The following is a 17,770-nucleotide window of genomic DNA, read 5'->3' on the forward strand; positions in this document are numbered from 1 at the left end:
CGGCGGTGCGGACGGACGGTGCGGCCGGACGGGTCGCGGCGCGGGCGCTCACACGACCACCCGCAGGATCTCCTCGACGCTGGTGAGGCCGAGCTTGGCCTTCTCCCACCCGTCGTGACGGAGGCTGACCATGCCCTGCTCGGTCGCCACGCGGGCGATCTCGGCGCTCGAGGCACGAGCCACGGCGAGGCGCTCGATCTCCTCCGAGACGCTCATCACCTCGTGCAGCGCGATGCGGCCCCGGTAGCCCGTGTTCGAGCAGTGCGCGCAGCCGACGGGCTGGTAGACGATCGGCGCCGGCTCGTCGAGCCGCACCGGGAACCGCAGGTGCTCGAGCTGACGGGGCGTGTACGACGTGGGCGCCTTGCAGCGGTCGCAGAGCCTGCGGGCGAGGCGCTGGGCGACGACGCAGTCGATGGCCGAGCCCACGAGGAACGGCTCGATGCCCATCTCGGTGAGGCGCGTGATCGCGCTCGGAGCGTCGTTCGTGTGCAGCGTGGACAGCACCAGGTGACCGGTGAGCGACGCCTCGATGGCGATCTGCGCGGTCTCGTGGTCGCGGATCTCGCCGAGCAGCACCACGTCGGGGTCCGAGCGCAGGATGCTGCGGAGCGCGCCCGCGAAGGTCAGGCCCGCCTTGGGGTTCACCTGCACCTGGTTGATGCCGGGCATGCGGTACTCGACCGGGTCCTCGACCGTGATCACGTTGATCTCGGGCCGCGCGACCGCGTGCAGGGTCGTGTACAGCGTCGTCGACTTGCCCGAACCGGTCGGCCCGGTGACGAGGATCATGCCGTACGGCTTCGAGTACGAGGCCGCGTAGACGTCGAAGTTGCGCTCGAGCAGGTTCAGGTCGCGCAGGCTCATCGACGTGTTCGAGTTGTCGAGGATCCGCATGACGACCTTCTCGCCCCACACCGTGGGCAGCGTCGCCACGCGGAGGTCGATCTGGCGACCGCCGTGCCGCACCGACATCCGGCCGTCCTGGGGCCTCCTGCGCTCCGCGATGTCGATCTCGCTCATGATCTTCAGTCGGCTGATCACGCCGTTCTGGATCGCCTTCGGCGCCGGCTGCATCTCGTGCAGCACGCCGTCGATGCGGTAGCGGATCCGCACGTCGTGCTCGCCGGGCTCGATGTGGATGTCGGAGGCGTGGTCGGTGATCGCCTGGCTCACCAGCAGGTTGACGAAGCGCACGATGGGGACGTCGTCGTCGGGGCCGTCCGTGACGTCGGTCGCGTCGGAGGGGGCCTTCTCCTCCTCGAGCGACGAGGTGAGGTCGCTGAGCTCGTCGTCGGCGCGCAGGTACCGGTCGAGCGCGGCGAGCAGGTCGCCCTTCTCGGCGAGCACGGGGTCGACGCCGATCTTGAGGCCCGCGCGCACGTCGTCGACGGCGAACACGTCGCCGGGGTCGACCATCGCCAGCTGGAGGATCCCGTCCCGGATCCCGATCGGCAGCACGCTGTGCCGTCGGCACACGGCCGCGGGCACCATCGTCACGGCCTGCCGGTCGACGGGGTGGTCGAGCAGCTCGACGAACGGCACGCCGATCACCTGGGCCCTGGCGCGGGTGACCTGCCCCTCGGTGACGAGGCCCTCCGCGACGAGCTCGCGCAGCGAGGTCTCCTCGTCGCCGGCCCGACGGCTCATGCGGTCGAGGTGCTCCATCGGCAGGACGCCGTTCATGATGAGGATCTCGGTCATCGAAGCCATGGCGGCACCTCCCGGTGCGTCCGCACGGGATGGTCGGGCACCGGCGGGAGCCCGGTCGGGTATCCGGGCGACGCCACGCTACGGCGCGACGCACCGCCCGGACAGGTCCCCGTGAGGGTGCCCCCCTTTGGCGTCACAGCCGCACGGCCGGCCTACAGGAGGCGCGGGCCCCGCCCCGAACGGGGGTCGCCGTCACCCAGAACGGGGGATGGTCCCCGCCCGGGGGCCCTGGTGGGATGGACGACGCGCGGCCTGGCGACGCGGTACCTGTCGCCCGGAGTCACGGACGGCGTCCGCGCGGACCAGGAGGAGCACCACGCCATGCACGGCACAGAGACCACCACGGGGCTGGACCGCCCCCACCACCCGGCCACCGCCGCCGCGAGGCACGCCTCCGACGCCCCGACCAGCGGCATCACGGTGCCCTCGTTCGGCTGGACCGGGGTCGCCATGGCCCTGCACCGGCTCCAGCAGCAGCCGTCCCCGTCGATCGTCACGGTCCGGGTGCCCGGCCACCTGCCCCTCACCATCGACGTCGAGGCGAACGCCTACTGGTGGGACACCCCGCTCGCCGACTTCCCCACCGACCCCCGCGAGGTCGAGGTCGTGACGACCGCGAAGGACCCGGCGCAGGAGGCCTCCCGCGCCCCCGGCAGCGACCTCGACGCCCTGCTCTGGCTCGTGGGCAACCACTCGTTCCTCGGCGAGCTGGCCTGGTGGCTGCAGCGGCACGACCGCTACCGCCTCGTGCGCTGGCCCAACCTCACGACGCTCCCCCACACGCCCGACCAGATGCGCATGACGGCCATGCTCGGCTACACGTTCCTCCCGGTCGAGGAGCTCGCCAACGCGAGCGACACCGACCCGGCCGAGGCCCGGCGCCTCGTCAACGCGTTCAGCCTGATGCGCCTGCTGCGCTCCGAGACGCCCGACGTCGCCGACACGGCGACCGCGCAGGAGCCGCCGATCGCCACCGCCACGACCGCGCCGCCCCGGGGCGGCCTGTTCCGGCGGCTCCGTGACCGGCTCGGCCTCTGATGGCCGAGCACGTCGTCCTCTTCGGCGGCCCCATGGGCGCCGGCAAGACCACCGCCATCGAGACCCTCAGCGAGACCGCCGTCGTGCGGACCGAGGCGCACAACACCGACCGCGCCGCCGCCGACAAGGCGACGACCACCGTCGCGCTCGACTACGGCGAGATCACGGTCGGCGACGACGAGAAGATCCGCCTCTACGGGATCCCCGGCCAACGACGCTTCGACTTCATGTGGCAGATCCTCGAGGAACGTGCCGAGGGGTTGGTCCTGCTCGTCCCCAACGACGCCGCCGACCCCATCGGCGACGTGCTCGCGTTCCTCGACGAGTTCCGCGACCTCTGCGACCGGGGCGGCGTCGTCGTCGCCGCCACCCGTTCCGACCTCTCGGCCACGCCGACGGTCGCGGACTACGCCGCGGCGCTCGCGGAGCACCGCCCCGACCTGATGGTCCCCGTGTTCACGGTCGACCCCCGGAAGGACGACCAGATGCGCACCGTGCTCATGACCCTCGTCGCGACCCTCGAGATGCGCTCGACGTTCGCGGCGGCCCGACCGGTCGGGGTCGCCCGATGACCCTCGCGCCCCACCTCGACCCGGCCGTCGTCGCGCTCGGCCGTCGCGCCCTGCTCGACCTGGCCGACGTCTCGAAGGCCTTCGTCTACGGCTCCTTCCTCACCGACGACGGCTTCGAGATCGTCCACGAGCCCGACGGCGTCGCCGACGCGAACCGCTTCGCGGGCATGGCCAGCTCCATCCAGGCGCTCAGCGAGGCCGTCGCCCGTGAGGTGCGCCTCGGCAGCAGCGAGTACGTCGTCATCGCCGCGGAGCGCGGGCACGTGGTCCAGCTCCGCGTCGCCGGTCGGCCCATCGTGCTCGGCGCGCTCTTCTCCGACGACGAGACGCTCGGCAAGGCGCTCTCCGTCGCCCGTCGCTGCGCGCAGCAGATGGCCGCGTCCCTCGACGCGGCGACCGCACGGCCCGAGCCCTCCCCGGCCACGGCCTCCTGAACCCGACCGGGCCCCGCCCGGCCGCCCGACCGCCCCGGCACCCGAGCCGGCGACGCGGTGGGTCGACGGCGCACCGCGCCGCACCGACCGCCCCCACCCGACACAGAGAGACACACCACCATGGCAAGCATCAACGAATCGCTCGACGCCCTCCTGACCGTCGACGGATCGATGGCCGCGGCCGTCGTCGACAGCGCCAGCGGCATGCTGCTCGGCGGCGCCGGCAGCGGCATCGACCTCGAGCTGGCGGCCGCCGGCAACACCGAGGTCGTGCGCGCCAAGCTCAAGACCGCCAAGTCGCTCGGCCTCGGCGACGCGATCGAGGACATCCTCATCACGCTGTCGTCGCAGATCCACATCATCCGCCCCCTGGCGAGCAACCGCGACGTCTTCATCTACTTCGTGCTCGACCGCGCCAAGGCGAACCTCGCCCTCGCGCGCATGAAGACCAAGGAGGTCGAGGGCGTGCTCGCCTTCTGAGCCCCTCCCGCACCACCCGGAGGCCCGTCCCGCGCACGCAGCGCGGGGCGGGCCTCCCGTCGTCGCGGCGAGCGGTGCGGGAACGACGGAGGCCCCGCCCCGCGCTGCTGCGCGGGACGGGGCCTCCGGGGCGGGGACCAGGAGGTGCGGGTCGCCCCGCACCTCCTGGGCCTCAGTTGTAGGTGCCGGGCGTGAAGTCGTCCGACGAGAACGAGTCGAAGTCGACGAAGCTGAGGTCCGCCTCGGTGAAGGACGCGTCGTCGGTGAAGACGCGGTTGGGGTACCGCTCCGCCTTCGCCTCCTCCGTGGCCTCGACCGACACGTTGCGGTAGCGGGACAGGCCCGTACCGGCCGGGATCAGCTTTCCGATGATGACGTTCTCCTTGAGGCCGACCAGCGGGTCGCTCTTGCCCTCCATGGCGGCCTGCGTGAGCACGCGGGTCGTCTCCTGGAAGGACGCGGCCGAGAGCCACGACTCGGTCGCCAGGGAGGCCTTGGTGATGCCCATGACCTCCTGGCGGGCCGAGGCCGTCTTCTTGCCCTCGGTGAGCGCCGCGCGGTTGATCTCGTTGTAGCGCGACCGGTCGACGAGCTCACCGGGGAGCAGGTCGGTGTCGGCGTGGTCGACGACGGTGACCTTGCGCAGCATCTGCCGCACGATGACCTCGATGTGCTTGTCGTGGATCGGCACGCCCTGCGAGCGGTAGACGTCCTGGACGCCGCCGACGAGGTGCTGCTGCACGGCGCGCACGCCCTTGACCCGCAGGACCTCCTTCGGGTCGACCGCACCGGCGATGATCTGCTCACCGAGCTCGACGTGCTGACCGTCCTCGATGAGGAGGGTCGAGCGCTTGAGCACCGGGTAGATGATCGGCTCGTCGCCGTTGTCGGGCGTGAGGATCACGCGGCGCGCCTTGTCGGTGTCCTCGATGTTCACGCGACCGGCGAGGTCGGCGATCGGCGACGCACCCTTGGGGGTGCGGGCCTCGAAGAGCTCCGTCACGCGGGGCAGGCCCTGCGTGATGTCGTCGGCCGAGGCCGAGCCACCGGTGTGGAAGGTGCGCATCGTGAGCTGCGTGCCGGGCTCGCCGATCGACTGGGCCGCGATGATGCCGACGGCCTCTCCGATGTCGACGAGGTTGCCCGTGGCCAGCGAACGGCCGTAGCACTTCGCGCAGACGCCGACCGCGGCCTCGCAGGTGAGGACCGAGCGCACCTTGATGCTCTCGACGCCACCGGCGACCAGCTTGTCGATGAGCACGTCGCCCACGTCGTCGCCGCCCTCGGCCAGGACCTCGCCCGCGGCGTTCGTCGCCTCGGAGGCCAGGGTGCGGGCGTAGACCGTGTTCTCGACGGTCGCGTCGCGGACCATGACGCCGTCGGCGTCGGGGGCCGCGATGGGCAGCTCCAGGCCGCGCGAGGTGCCGCAGTCGTCCTCACGGATGATGACGTCCTGCGAGACGTCGACGAGACGACGCGTCAGGTACCCCGAGTCGGCCGTACGGAGGGCCGTGTCGGCCAGGCCCTTGCGGGCACCGTGCGTCGCGATGAAGTACTCGGCCACCGAGAGGCCCTCGCGGTACGACGAGATGATCGGGCGGGGGATGATGTCGCCCTTCGGGTTGTTCACCAGGCCTCGCATGCCGGCGATGTTGCGCACCTGCAGCCAGTTGCCTCGGGCACCGGAGGTGACCATGCGGTTGATCGTGTTGTCGACCGGGAAGTTCGACCGCATCTCGGCGGCGACCTCGTTCGTGGCCTCCGTCCAGATCTTGATCAGGTCCGCACGACGCTCGGCGTCGCTGATGAGGCCCTTGTCGAACTCGCCCTGCACCGCGGCGGCCTGCTTCTCGTAGCCCGCCACGATCTCCGGCTTGCGCGGAGGCGTGAGGACGTCCGAGAGGGCGACGGTGACGCCCGAGCGCGAGGCCCAGTAGAAACCGGCGTCCTTGATGTTGTCGAGCGCCGCGGCGACCGCCACCTTGGGGTAGCGCTCGGCGAGGTCGTTGACGATCGCGGAGAGCACGCCCTTGTCGGTGACCTGCTGCACGAACGGGTAGTCCGCGGGCAGGTTCTCGTTGAACAGCGCACGGCCCAGCGTGGTCTCGACGAGCACGTCGTCGCCGAGCACGTAGCCCTCGGGCGCCTCGCCCTCGGCGAAGTGCACGCCGTTCATGCGGATCTTGGCGACCGCGTTGAGGTCGAGCGTGTGCTGGTCGTAGGCCAGGATCGCCTCGGCCACCGACGAGAAGGCACGGCCCTCGCCGACGGCACCGGGGGTGACCGTCGTGAGGTAGTGCAGGCCGATGATCATGTCCTGTGCGGGCAGGGTCACCGGGCGGCCGTCGGACGGCTTGAGGATGTTGTTCGAGGCGAGCATCAGGATGCGCGCCTCGGCCTGGGCCTCGACCGACAGGGGCAGGTGCACGGCCATCTGGTCGCCGTCGAAGTCCGCGTTGAAGGCGGCGCAGACGAGCGGGTGCAGCTGGATGGCCTTGCCCTCGACGAGCTGGGGCTCGAAGGCCTGGATGCCCAGGCGGTGCAGCGTGGGCGCACGGTTCAGCAGGACGGGGCGCTCGCGGATGATCTCTTCCAGGACGTCCCACACCTGCGGGCGCGAACGCTCGACCATGCGCTTGGCGCTCTTGATGTTCTGCGCGTGCGACAGGTCGATGAGGCGCTTGATGACGAACGGCTTGAACAGCTCGAGCGCCATCTGCTTCGGCAGGCCGCACTGGTGCAGCTTGAGCGTCGGGCCGACGATGATGACCGAACGGCCCGAGTAGTCGACGCGCTTGCCGAGCAGGTTCTGGCGGAAGCGACCCTGCTTTCCCTTGAGCATGTCGCTCAGGGACTTCAGGGCGCGGTTGCCCGTGCCGGTGACCGGACGACCACGACGACCGTTGTCGAAGAGGGCGTCCACGGCCTCCTGGAGCATGCGCTTCTCGTTGTTCACGATGATCTCGGGGGCACCGAGGTCGAGCAGGCGGCGGAGGCGGTTGTTGCGGTTGATCACGCGGCGGTACAGGTCGTTCAGGTCGCTGGTCGCGAAACGGCCACCGTCGAGCTGCACCATCGGGCGCAGCTCCGGCGGGATGACCGGGACGACGTCGAGGACCATCGCGGCCGGCGAGTTGCCGGTCGCGAGGAACGAGCTGACGACGCGCAGGCGCTTGATGGCGCGGATCTTCTTCTGACCCTTGCCCTCGGCGATCTGCAGGTGCAGCGTCTCGGCCTCGGCCGTGAGGTCGAAGGCCTCGAGGCGCTTCTTGATCGCCTCGGCGCCCATGTGGGCCTCGAAGTAGATGCCGAAGCGGTCCTGCAGCTCGTGGAAGACGGCGTCCTCGGGCTTGAGGTCGCCGACCTTCAGCGTGCGGAAGTCCTCCCACACGCGCTCGAGGCGCGAGATGTCCTCGTCGAAGGACTTGCGCAGCTGCGACATCTCCTTCTCGGCGCCGTCCTTGGTGCGGCGCTTCTGGTCGCTCTTGGCACCCTCGGCCTCGAGGGCCGCGAGGTCGTCCTCGAGCTTCTGGAGGCGGTCGGCGATGCGCTGGTCGCGCTGGCCCTCGAGGGTCTTGATCTCGAGGCGCAGCTCGTTCTCGAGGCCGGGCATGTCGGCGTGACGGCCCTCCTCGTCGATCGAGATGACCATGTAGGCGGCGAAGTAGATGACCTTCTCGAGGTCCTTCGGCGCCATGTCGAGCAGGTAGCCGAGGCGCGAGGGGACGCCCTTGAAGTACCAGATGTGCGTGACCGGGGCGGCGAGCTCGATGTGGCCCATGCGCTCACGGCGCACCGACGACTTCGTGACCTCGACGCCGCAGCGCTCGCAGACGATGCCCTTGAAGCGGACGCGCTTGTACTTGCCGCAGGCGCACTCCCAGTCGCGCGACGGGCCGAAGATCTGCTCTCCGAAGAGGCCGTCCTTCTCGGGCTTCAGCGTGCGGTAGTTGATGGTCTCCGGCTTCTTGACCTCACCGTGCGACCAGGCACGGATGTTGTCGGCCGTCGCGAGGCCGATCCGCAGCTCATCGAAAGTTGTTGCTTCGAGCAATGTTCATCCTTTGTGGAAAGTGTCGACAGAGTCGTGGGTGCCGGGCGGTGACCCGGCCGGTGAGCTCAGATCTCGTCGATGTTCGACGACTCGAAGCGCGAGGAGATGTTGATGCCGAGCTCTTCGGCGGCACGGAAGACCTCGTCGTCCGTGTCGCGCAGGCTCACGGTCTGCCCATCGGCCGAGAGGACCTCGACGTTCAGGCAGAGCGACTGCATCTCCTTGATGAGGACCTTGAAGCTCTCGGGGATGCCGGGCTCCTGGATGTTCTCGCCCTTGACGATCGCCTCGTACACCTTGACGCGGCCGAGGATGTCGTCGGACTTGATCGTGAGGAGCTCCTGGAGGGCGTACGCGGCGCCGTAGGCCTCGAGGGCCCACACCTCCATCTCACCGAAGCGCTGACCACCGAACTGCGCCTTGCCACCCAGCGGCTGCTGCGTGATCATCGAGTACGGGCCGGTCGAGCGCGCGTGGATCTTGTCGTCGACCAGGTGGTGCAGCTTGAGGATGTACATGTAGCCGACCGACACGGGCTGCGGGAACGGCTCGCCGGAGCGACCGTCGAACAGCTGCGCCTTGCCGGACGAGCCGATGAGGCGCTCGCCGTCACGGGTCGGCAGCGTCGAGTCGAGGAGGCCCTCGATCTCGCGCTCGGCCGCACCGTCGAACACCGGCGTGGCGACCTTCGTGCCGGGAGCCGCGCTCAGGGCCTCGGGCGGCAGGTTCTTCGCCCACTCCTGGACGCCCTCGACGTTCCAGCCCTGCGACGCGATCCACCCGAGGTGGATCTCGAGCACCTGGCCGAAGTTCATGCGGCCGGGCACGCCGAGCGGGTTGAGGATGATGTCGACGGGCGTGCCGTCGGCGAGGAAGGGCATGTCCTCGACGGGGAGGATCGTCGAGATGACGCCCTTGTTGCCGTGACGACCGGCGAGCTTGTCGCCCGCGGTGATCTTGCGCTTCTGGGCGATGAACACGACCACGCGCTGGTTGACGCCCGAGCCGAGCTCGTCGTCGCCGTCCTGCGCGTCGAACACCTTGACGCCGATGATCGTGCCCTGCTCGCCGTGGGGCACCTTGAGGGACGTGTCGCGCACCTCGCGGCTCTTCTCGTTGAAGATCGCGCGGAGCAGGCGCTCCTCGGCGCTCAGCTCGGTCTCGCCCTTGGGCGTGACCTTGCCGACGAGGATGTCGCCGGGACGGACCTCGGCGCCGATGCGGATGATGCCGCGCTCGTCGAGGTCGGCCAGCAGGTCGGGGCTGACGTTGGGGAGGTCACGCGTGATCTCCTCCTTGCCGAGCTTCGTGTCGCGGGCGTCGACCTCGTACTCCTCGATGTGGATCGAGGAGAGCGTGTCGTCCTTGACGAGGTTCTGCGACAGGATCATCGCGTCCTCGTAGTTGTAGCCCTCCCACGGCATGAACGCGACGAGGAGGTTCTTGCCGAGCGCGAGCTCGCCGTTCTCGGTCGCCGGGCCGTCGGCGATGACCTCGCCGACCTCGATGCGCTGACCGGCGTCGACGATCACGCGGTGGTTGTAGCTGGCGCCCTGGTTCGAGCGGTCGAACTTGCGCAGGTAGTACTCGCGCGTGCCGCCCTCGTCGAGCTGGACCGTGACCATGTCGGCCGAGACCTCGGAGACCACGCCGGCACCGTCGGCGGTGATGACGTCGCCGGCGTCGATGGCGGTGTAGCCCTCCATGCCGGTGCCGACGAGCGGGCTCTCGCTGCGGACCAGCGGGACCGCCTGGCGCTGCATGTTCGCACCCATGAGGGCGCGGTTCGCGTCGTCGTGCTCGAGGAACGGGATGAGCGAGGTCGCGACCGACACCATCTGGCGCGGCGAGACGTCCATGTAGTCGACCTCGTCCTTGTCGACGAGCTCGACCTCCCCGCCCTTCTTGCGGACGAGCACCTTGGCGTCGACGAAGGCGAAGTCGTCGTCGAGCGGGGCGTTCGCCTGGGCGACGACGAAGTCGTCCTCCTCGGAGGCGGTGAGGTAGTCGATGGTCGTCGAGACCTTGCCACCGTCGACGCGACGGTACGGGGTCTCGATGAAGCCGAACGAGTTGATGCGCGCGAAGGACGCGAGCGAGCCGATCAGGCCGATGTTCGGGCCCTCGGGGGTCTCGATCGGGCACATGCGGCCGTAGTGCGACGGGTGGACGTCACGGACCTCGACGCCGGCGCGCTCACGGCTCAGGCCGCCGGGGCCGAGCGCCGAGAGGCGACGCTTGTGCGTCAGGCCCGAGAGCGGGTTGTTCTGGTCCATGAACTGCGAGAGCTGCGAGGTGCCGAAGAACTCCTTGATCGCGGCGACGACGGGTCGCACGTTGATCAGGGTCTGCGGCGTGATCGCCTCGATGTCCTGGGTGGTCATGCGCTCGCGGACGACGCGCTCCATGCGCGACAGGCCGGTGCGGACCTGGTTCTGGATCAGCTCGCCGACCGCGCGGATGCGACGGTTGCCGAAGTGGTCGATGTCGTCGACGTCGAGGCGGAGCTGGACGGGCTGGCCGTCGCGGACGCCGTCCATCGTCTTCGCCTCGGCGTGCAGCGACACCAGGTACTTGATCGTCGCGACGATGTCGTCGACCGTCAGCACCGAGTCGGTGAGCGGCGCGTCGATGCCGAGCTTGCGGTCGATCTTGTAACGGCCCACCTTGGCGAGGTCGTAGCGCTTCGGGTTGAAGTAGAAGTTGTCGAGCAGCGCACGCGCGGCCTCGGCGGCGACCTGCTCGCCCGGGCGCAGCTTGCGGTAGATGTCCTTGAGGGCCTCGTCCTTGGTGAGGATGGCGTCCTTCTCGAGGGTCGCCTCGATCGACGCGAAGCCCTTGAACTGCTCGAGGATGTCCTCGCTCGTGAGGCCGAGGGCCTTGAGGAAGACCGTGACGCTCTGCTTGCGCTTGCGGTCGATGCGCACGCCCACCTGGTCGCGCTTGTCGATCTCGAACTCGAGCCAGGCGCCGCGCGAGGGGATCACGCGGGCGGAGTAGATGTCCTTGTCGCTCGTCTTGTCGGAGGCACGCTCGAAGTAGACGCCGGGGCTGCGGACCAGCTGCGACACGACGACGCGCTCGGTGCCGTTGATGATGAACGTGCCGCGCTCGGTCATGAGCGGGAAGTCGCCCATGAAGACCGTCTGCGTCTTGATCTCACCCGTGAGGTGGTTCATGAACTCGGCGTTGACGTAGAGGGGCGCCGCGTAGGTCTTGCCGCGCTCCTTGCACTCGTCGATGGTGTACTTCGGCTCTTCGAGCTCGGGGGCCGTGAACGACAGCTGCATCGTCTCGCCGAGGTCCTCGATCGGCGAGATCTCCTCGAAGATCTCCTCCAGGCCCGAGGCGAGGGCCAGGTCGGTGCGCCCCTGGGCGGTCGCCTCGGCGAGGCGCTCCTTCCAGACGTCGTTGCCGACGAGCCAGTCGAAGCTCTCCGTCTGCAGCGCCAGGAGGTCGGGGACCGTGAGGGTGTCGGTGATCTTGGCGAACGAGAGGCGCGAGGCGCCACGGCCGTTCTGGGGTGAGTTGGTGGATGCGGTGTTCGCAGCAGCCAAGGAAGTAACCTCCGTGGACCCCGTCGGGTCATCACTGTCGGACAGTAGGTGGGTGTGGACGGCCCTCCCGGTGCACCGTCGGCCCGGACGCACGCCAGGCGTGCCGAGGGACGAGGGTGAGGTGCCGGCCTCCGCCGCGATATTCGGAGGCTGGTCCCGGTGGTGCGTCGCCGACCGAGATATGACGAGCGGACGCACGGGAGCGCAAGGGTCCATACTAGGTCGCCCCGGACACGCCTGGCAAGCCCTGTCGTTGACCTCGACCGCGACCTCCGGTATAACCGCGAGGCGCGCCTCCTGGGACCGGCGTGCCAGGCTTGGCCCATGGCCCACGCACCCGACGACCCCTCCGAGATCGTGCTCGGCGCGGGCCTCGCCCGCATCGACGAGGACCGCCATCGGCCCGGCTCGTACACGCTCGTCGTCGACGGCACGCCCCAGTCCCACGTCGACCTCGACGACCCCGCGCACCTGGCGTTCGAGTACGTCCGGCGCATCGGCCACGCGATCGACCTGCTGCCGCCCGGGCCGGTGACCGCCCTGCACCTGGGCGCCGGCGCCCTCACGCTGCCCCGCTACGTCGAGGCGACCCGGCCGGGCTCGCGCCAGCAGGTCGTCGAGCTCGAGGCCGACCTCGTCGCCCTCGTCCGCGAGCGCCTGCCGCTGCCGCGGGGCGCGTCGATCCGGGTGCGCTACGGCGACGCCCGCGAGGTGATGGAGCGGCTGCCGCAGGGCCTGCGCGGCACCGTCGACCTGCTCGTCGTCGACGTCTTCGGCGGCTCGCGGATCCCTGCGCACGTGACGAGCCTCGAGTTCTACTCGGCGGCCGCCGAGTTCCTCTCCCCCACCGGCGTGCTCGTCGTCAACAGCGCCGACGGGGCCGGCCTCGCCTTCGCGCGCGGGCAGGCCTCGACGCTGTTGAGCGTGTTCGAGCACGTGGTCGCCGTCGCCGACCCGTCGACCCTCAAGGGCAGGAGGTTCGGCAACGTCGTGCTCGTCGCCTCGCCCTCGGCGCTCCCCGTCGCCGACATGCCGCGGCGCTACTCGGCCGACCCGATGCCCGCCAAGGTCGTGCACGGGCGCGAGCTGCGCGACTTCGTCGCGGGCGCGCCGGTCGTCACGGACGCGACGGCCGTGCCGTCCCCGGAGCCGTCGCGGAGCGTGTTCGGGGCGCGCTGAGGAGCACGCCGTGGCGCCGGGACCAGCCCGCGGTGCGGGTCAGCGCTCGTCGGGGGCGGGCGCCGGCGCCGCTGCGGCGCCCCGACCCAGGCCGCCGAGCGCGGCACGGAGGCGCTCCTCGGCGTCAGCGGGGGCACGGGTCGCCTCGACGTTGGCCTCGGTGACCGCCCGCACGACCTCCTCGCGCTGGATCGTGATGCCGCGCGGGGCGTCGATGCCGATGCGCACGCCGTCGCCACGGGCGTCGAGCACCGTCACCACGATGTCGTCGCCGATGAGGATGCGTTCCCCTACCTTGCGCGTCAGGACCAGCATCCGCCCAGCCTAGTGACCCGGACGCGCCGCCCGGCGGTCCTCGCGTCGTCGAGGTGGTCCACGGTCACCCGAAGGGTCGTCCCACGGGCAGTCCGAGCAGGTGCACGGTGCCGGGCGTGGCCGTCTCGGTGGCGCCGACGACGACGGCCGCGGCGACCGGCACCACGCGGCGGACCACGTCGACCCACGCCGCGGTGTCCTCGTGCTTGCGCCCCACGTCGACCGCCACCCACACCTGGTCGGGCTGGACGGCGGCGAGCACGTCGACCGTCGACGACGACCAGGCGAGGGCCGTGACCACCGCCGCCCCCTCGTGCACCCCCGTCGCCCGCGCGAGGATCGCGCTGCGGCGGTCGTCGACGTCCACGCTGCGGAGGCCGTGCGCCGAGGTCATCGAGGCGGCCACGGCGAAGGCGTCCGCGGCGCGTCCGACGACGACCACGAGGTCGCCGGGGGCACGCGCCACGGGCGGCGCGACGAGGGGGCCGGAGGCGCCGGGCGCGACCGCCTCGTCGGTCGGGCCGGGCGCGGCGGGGGCGGGCGCGCCTCCTGCCGTCCGGGGCGCGGGCGAGGGGGCCGCACCCCGGCGCGCGACCGGGGCGGGCCCGCGGACCAGGCCGTTGAAGGCGAGGTCGTCCATCACCGAGGCGAAGGCGTCGTCGCGCACGACGCGGGCGCCACGGCGTCCGCCCGGCGGCGCCGACGCGGGAGGGTCGACCGGGGCGACGGCCGGAGGGGGCACGTCGTCGGGGGCCCCGGGCTCGGGGTGGCTGCCGGGCGCTCCGAAGGGCTCCGCCTCGCCGTCCCGGGCCACCGACCAGGTCCGGCGGATCGCCCGACGGGTGTCGTCGACGTCGGGCAGGTCGCGGCGCTGCAGCTCCTCCTCGGCCTCCTCGGCGTCGGCGAGCAGCGCGGCGATGCCCGACCGGCTCGACGGCGTGATCGTGACGCGCGCGACGGGTTCGTCGGGCACCTCGACGACCACCTCGTAGTGGCTGCGCGCGAAGAGGCCGGCGACGCCGCCGACCGTCACCTTCTGGGCGCTGACGATGCGGGCACCCGGACCGAGCTCGCGGGTCGCGCGCGTGCGCAGCCCCTCGAGCGACGGCCCGCTAAGCAGTGAGCGAGTCGGCGGCACGGACCACTCCCACGGTCTCGATGGTGGAGCCCACGACGGACGCCTCCTGGTACGACAGCACGGGCAGGCCGCCCTGCTGCGCCGACACCAGGCGGCGGATCGCGGGGCGGAGGGCGGGGGCGCAGACGAGCACCGCGGCGAGGCCCTGGGCCTCGACCGTGGCGACCGCGTCGCGCAGCGAGCCGAGCACCTGCTCGACGCGGTGGCCGTCGAGCAGGATCTGCGTGCCCTGGTCGCTCGGCCGCAGCCCCTCGAGCATCGACTGCTCGAGGCCGGGGTCGATCATGATGACCCGCAGCACGCCGCCGTCGAGGTGCTTGGCGGCGACGGCCGGGCCGAGCGCCGACCGGGCGGCCTCGACGAGGCCCTCCGGGTCGGTCGACGCCTTCGCCTGCAGGGTCAGGCCCTCGCAGATGCGCCCCAGGTCGTTGATCGCGACCTGCTCGACGAGCAGGCCCTGCAGCACGCGCTGCAGCTCGGCGAGCGACAGCAGCCCGGGCACGAGCTCCTCGACCGCGGCCGGGTTCGTCTGCTTGACGCCCTCGGTGAGCACCTTGACGTCCTCCCGCGTGAGCAGTCGCGCGGCGTTGTCGCCGATGATCGACGACAGGTGCGTGACGAGCACCGAGACCCGGTCGACCACGGTCGCGCCGGTCATCTCGGCGGTGTGCCGCAGCTCGGTGGGCACCCACTTGCCGGCCAGGCCGAAGACGGGCTCGACGGTGGCGGTGCCGGGCAGCGCGTCGAGCTGGTCGCCGAGCGCGAGCACCGAGCGGGGCGGGGCCTGGCCGTGGCCCGCCTCGACGCCCGCGATGCGGATCGAGTACGTCGACGGCGGCAGCTCGACGCTGTCGCGCGTGCGCACGGGCGGCACGACCACGCCGAGCTCGACGGCGACCTTGCGGCGCAGCGCGCGCACGCGGCCGAGCAGGTCGTCGCTCGCGCCCGTGACCATGTCGACCAGGTCGGGCGCGAGCAGGATCTCGAGGGCGTGCACCCGCATCTGCTCGAGCAGGTCGTCGGTGCTGTCGCTCGACGGTGCGACGGCCTCGGTCGCGGCGCGGGCCTCCGCCTCGGCGGCCTCGCGCTTCGCCCGCGCCCCGATGCGCTGGCCGACCAGCAGGAGGCCCGCCCCCACGACGAGGAACGGCAGCACCGGCATGCCGGGGATCACGGCCATCGCCAGGGCCGCGACGCCCGCGATGACGATCGCGGTGCGCGACTGCGACAGCTGCTGGGTCGCCGAGGTGCCCATGTCGTTCTCGGAGCCCGACCGGGTGACGATCATGCCCGTCGAGACCGCCATGAGCAGCGCGGGCATCTGCGTGACGAGGCCGTCGCCGATGGTGAGCAGGCCGTACGTGCTGAGGGCCTCGCCGACCTCCATGCCGCGCTGCAGCACGCCCATCGCGATGCCGCCGATGAGGTTGACGATGATGATGATGATGCCCGCGATCGCGTCGCCCTTGACGAACTTCGAGGCGCCGTCCATCGCCCCGTAGAAGTCCGCCTCGGCGCTGACCGCCGCGCGGCGCTCCTTGGCCTGCTCGTCGGTGATGAGCCCCGCGTTGAGGTCGGCGTCGATGGCCATCTGCTTGCCGGGCATGGCGTCGAGGGTGAAGCGGGCGCCCACCTCGGCGACGCGCTCGGCGCCCTTCGTGACCACGACGAACTGGATCACGACGAGGATCAGGAACACCACGGCGCCGATGATGATCGACCCGCTCACCGCGACCTGCCCGAAGGCCTCGATGACGTGCCCGGCGAAGCCCTCGCCCAGCACGAGGCGCGTCGAGGCGACGTTGAGCCCGAGCCGGAAGAGCGTCGCGACGAGCAGCAGCGACGGGAACACGGAGAAGTCGAGGGGCTTGCGGACGAACAGCGTCGTCAGCAGGATCACGAGCGCGAGCAGCAGGTTGACGATGATGAGCACGTCGAGCAGCCCGGCGGGCACCGGCACGACGAGCAGCATGACGATGCCGACGATCCCGAGCGGGACGGCGAGCTTGGGCAGGTTCTTCATCACGGGGCTCCGGAGGCGGCGGGTCGGGGGGCGGGACGGGAGGCGGGGGGCGGCGGGGCGGCCGGCGGGCCGGTGGGCGGGCCGCCGGCGGAGGACGACCGCCCGGTCCGCGGCGGACGCAGCCTGCGGGGCACCGCGTCGGCGGCGAGCGAGCCCGGGGCGAGCACGCCGGCGACCTCGTCGGGCGTGGTGGAGCGCGGCGGCACGTGCGTGCCCGGGGCGGCGCCCCGCGCCTGCAGCGCCATCACGAAGGTGAGCACGCGGGCGACGGGCGTGTAGAGCTCGACGGGGATCTCCTCGCCGAGGCCGCAGGAGGCGTGCAGGGCGCGGGCCAGCGGGACGTCCTGCACCAGCGGGACCCGGGCCTCCTGCGCGCGCTCGCGGATGCGCGCCGCGACCGCGCCGGCGCCCTTCGCGACCACGCGGGGCGCGGACCGGCCGGGCTCGTAGGCGATCGCGACCGCGTAGTCGGTGGGGTTGACGAGCACGACGTCGGCGTCGCCGACCGCGCCCATCATGCGACCCTGGCTCATGGCGAGCTGGCGGCTGCGGCGCTGGCCCTTGAGCATCGGGTCGCCCTCGCTGCTCTTGTGCTCGTCGCGCACCTCCTTCTTCGTCATGCGGGTGCGCTTGCGGTTGCGGCGCTGCACGACGAACACGTCGGCGACGGCGAGCACCAGGCCCGCCGCGACGGCCGCCTGCAGCAGCACGACCACGCCGCCGGTCGCCTCGCCCAGCAGGGCGGACACGCTCAGCCCGCCGCCGCTGCGCAGCAACGGCACGAGGCCCTGCACGGCCGCGACGAGCACCAGCCCGACGACGGCGGTCTTGAGCAGCGACTTCGCGCCGTTCCAGAGGGCCTGGCCGCCGAAGACGCGGCCGAGCCCCTTGACCAGGTCGAACTGCTCGTAGTTGCCCGTCATGCGCTTGACGTGCACGCCGCCCTGGGCGACGGCCGTCGCGAGCACGGCCACGCCGGTCACCGCGAAGAGCGGGCCGAGCGACACGGCCATCGACCCGGCCGCGTCGACGAGCGCCTGCACGGCGGCCTCGGCGTCGGGGTGGCGCACCAGCGCCCGGATCGAGAACAGCTGGTCGGTGCCGGCCGCCGAGGCGCGCTCGATCGTGACGGGCGCCATGAGCGCGGCCGCGCCGACGCCCACCCAGGCGCTGAGGTCCTGCGAGCGCGACAGCTGGCCCTTGGAGCGGACCTCCTTCATGCGCTTGTCGGTCGCCGCCTCGGTGCGCTCACCGCTGTCGGACACGG

12 protein-coding genes are annotated in these 17,770 nt (G+C 71.5%); 5 read left to right on the forward strand and 7 right to left on the reverse strand.

What is annotated here, in order from left to right:
• Positions 1-48: 48 nt before the first annotated feature.
• Positions 49-1,713, reverse strand: a complete 1,665-nt coding sequence (locus tag ACYVHQ_RS09425; RefSeq protein ID WP_460512367.1) for a GspE/PulE family protein — start codon at positions 1,711-1,713, stop codon at positions 49-51.
• A gap of 321 nt (positions 1,714-2,034) precedes the next feature.
• Between ACYVHQ_RS09425 and ACYVHQ_RS09430 the strand changes: the two genes are divergently transcribed.
• The 4 genes from ACYVHQ_RS09430 to ACYVHQ_RS09445 all read left to right on the forward strand — a co-directional run bounded on the left by ACYVHQ_RS09430 (position 2,035) and on the right by ACYVHQ_RS09445 (position 4,237).
• Positions 2,035-2,751 (forward strand): hypothetical protein, encoded by a 717-nt coding sequence (locus ACYVHQ_RS09430; protein WP_460512369.1) that lies wholly within the window; start codon positions 2,035-2,037, stop codon positions 2,749-2,751.
• Complete coding sequence (locus ACYVHQ_RS09435) at positions 2,751-3,323, forward strand: GTP-binding protein (RefSeq protein ID WP_460512371.1); 573 nt, start codon at positions 2,751-2,753, stop codon at positions 3,321-3,323. Before ACYVHQ_RS09430 ends, ACYVHQ_RS09435 begins: the two co-directional genes overlap by 1 nt.
• The gene (locus tag ACYVHQ_RS09440; RefSeq protein WP_460512373.1) at positions 3,320-3,757 is read left to right on the forward strand and encodes a roadblock/LC7 domain-containing protein; all 438 of its coding nucleotides are present in this window, start codon (positions 3,320-3,322) and stop codon (positions 3,755-3,757) included. Before ACYVHQ_RS09435 ends, ACYVHQ_RS09440 begins: the two co-directional genes overlap by 4 nt.
• A 120-nt stretch (positions 3,758-3,877) precedes the next feature.
• Positions 3,878-4,237 carry a hypothetical protein gene (locus ACYVHQ_RS09445; RefSeq protein WP_460512375.1) on the forward strand — a complete coding sequence of 120 codons (360 nt, stop codon included), beginning with the start codon at positions 3,878-3,880 and terminating at the stop codon, positions 4,235-4,237.
• Positions 4,238-4,409: 172 nt separating this feature from the next.
• Here the strand turns inward: ACYVHQ_RS09445 and ACYVHQ_RS09450 are convergent, their stop codons facing one another.
• Both ACYVHQ_RS09450 and rpoB read right to left on the reverse strand, forming a co-directional pair.
• Complete coding sequence (locus ACYVHQ_RS09450) at positions 4,410-8,291, reverse strand: DNA-directed RNA polymerase subunit beta' (protein ID WP_460512376.1); 3,882 nt, start codon at positions 8,289-8,291, stop codon at positions 4,410-4,412.
• A 65-nt stretch (positions 8,292-8,356) separates the two neighbouring features.
• Positions 8,357-11,848 carry a DNA-directed RNA polymerase subunit beta gene (gene rpoB / locus ACYVHQ_RS09455; RefSeq protein ID WP_460512378.1) on the reverse strand — a complete coding sequence of 1,164 codons (3,492 nt, stop codon included), beginning with the start codon at positions 11,846-11,848 and terminating at the stop codon, positions 8,357-8,359.
• Between the two features lie 324 nt (positions 11,849-12,172).
• Here rpoB and ACYVHQ_RS09460 point away from each other — a divergent pair, with 324 nt between their 5' ends.
• Positions 12,173-13,027 (forward strand): spermidine synthase, encoded by an 855-nt coding sequence (locus ACYVHQ_RS09460; protein ID WP_460512379.1) that lies wholly within the window; start codon positions 12,173-12,175, stop codon positions 13,025-13,027.
• A 39-nt stretch (positions 13,028-13,066) separates the two neighbouring features.
• Here the strand turns inward: ACYVHQ_RS09460 and csrA are convergent, their stop codons facing one another.
• The 4 genes from csrA to ACYVHQ_RS09480 form a co-directional block, all read right to left on the reverse strand.
• The gene (gene csrA / locus ACYVHQ_RS09465) at positions 13,067-13,342 is read right to left on the reverse strand and encodes a carbon storage regulator CsrA (protein ID WP_460512381.1); all 276 of its coding nucleotides are present in this window, start codon (positions 13,340-13,342) and stop codon (positions 13,067-13,069) included.
• A gap of 64 nt (positions 13,343-13,406) precedes the next feature.
• A complete protein-coding gene (locus ACYVHQ_RS09470) occupies positions 13,407-14,480 on the reverse strand; it encodes a hypothetical protein (RefSeq protein WP_460512382.1) in 1,074 nt (357 codons plus the stop codon).
• The gene (locus ACYVHQ_RS09475; protein ID WP_460512384.1) at positions 14,455-16,503 is read right to left on the reverse strand and encodes a flagellar biosynthesis protein FlhA; all 2,049 of its coding nucleotides are present in this window, start codon (positions 16,501-16,503) and stop codon (positions 14,455-14,457) included. The genes ACYVHQ_RS09470 and ACYVHQ_RS09475 overlap by 26 nt, the downstream gene beginning before the upstream one ends.
• Positions 16,503-17,768 carry an EscU/YscU/HrcU family type III secretion system export apparatus switch protein gene (locus tag ACYVHQ_RS09480; RefSeq protein WP_460512386.1) on the reverse strand — a complete coding sequence of 422 codons (1,266 nt, stop codon included), beginning with the start codon at positions 17,766-17,768 and terminating at the stop codon, positions 16,503-16,505. The genes ACYVHQ_RS09475 and ACYVHQ_RS09480 overlap by 1 nt, the downstream gene beginning before the upstream one ends.
• Between the last annotated feature and the right edge of the window lie 2 nt (positions 17,769-17,770).

It is taken from the genome of Frigoribacterium salinisoli, from assembly GCF_054781095.1.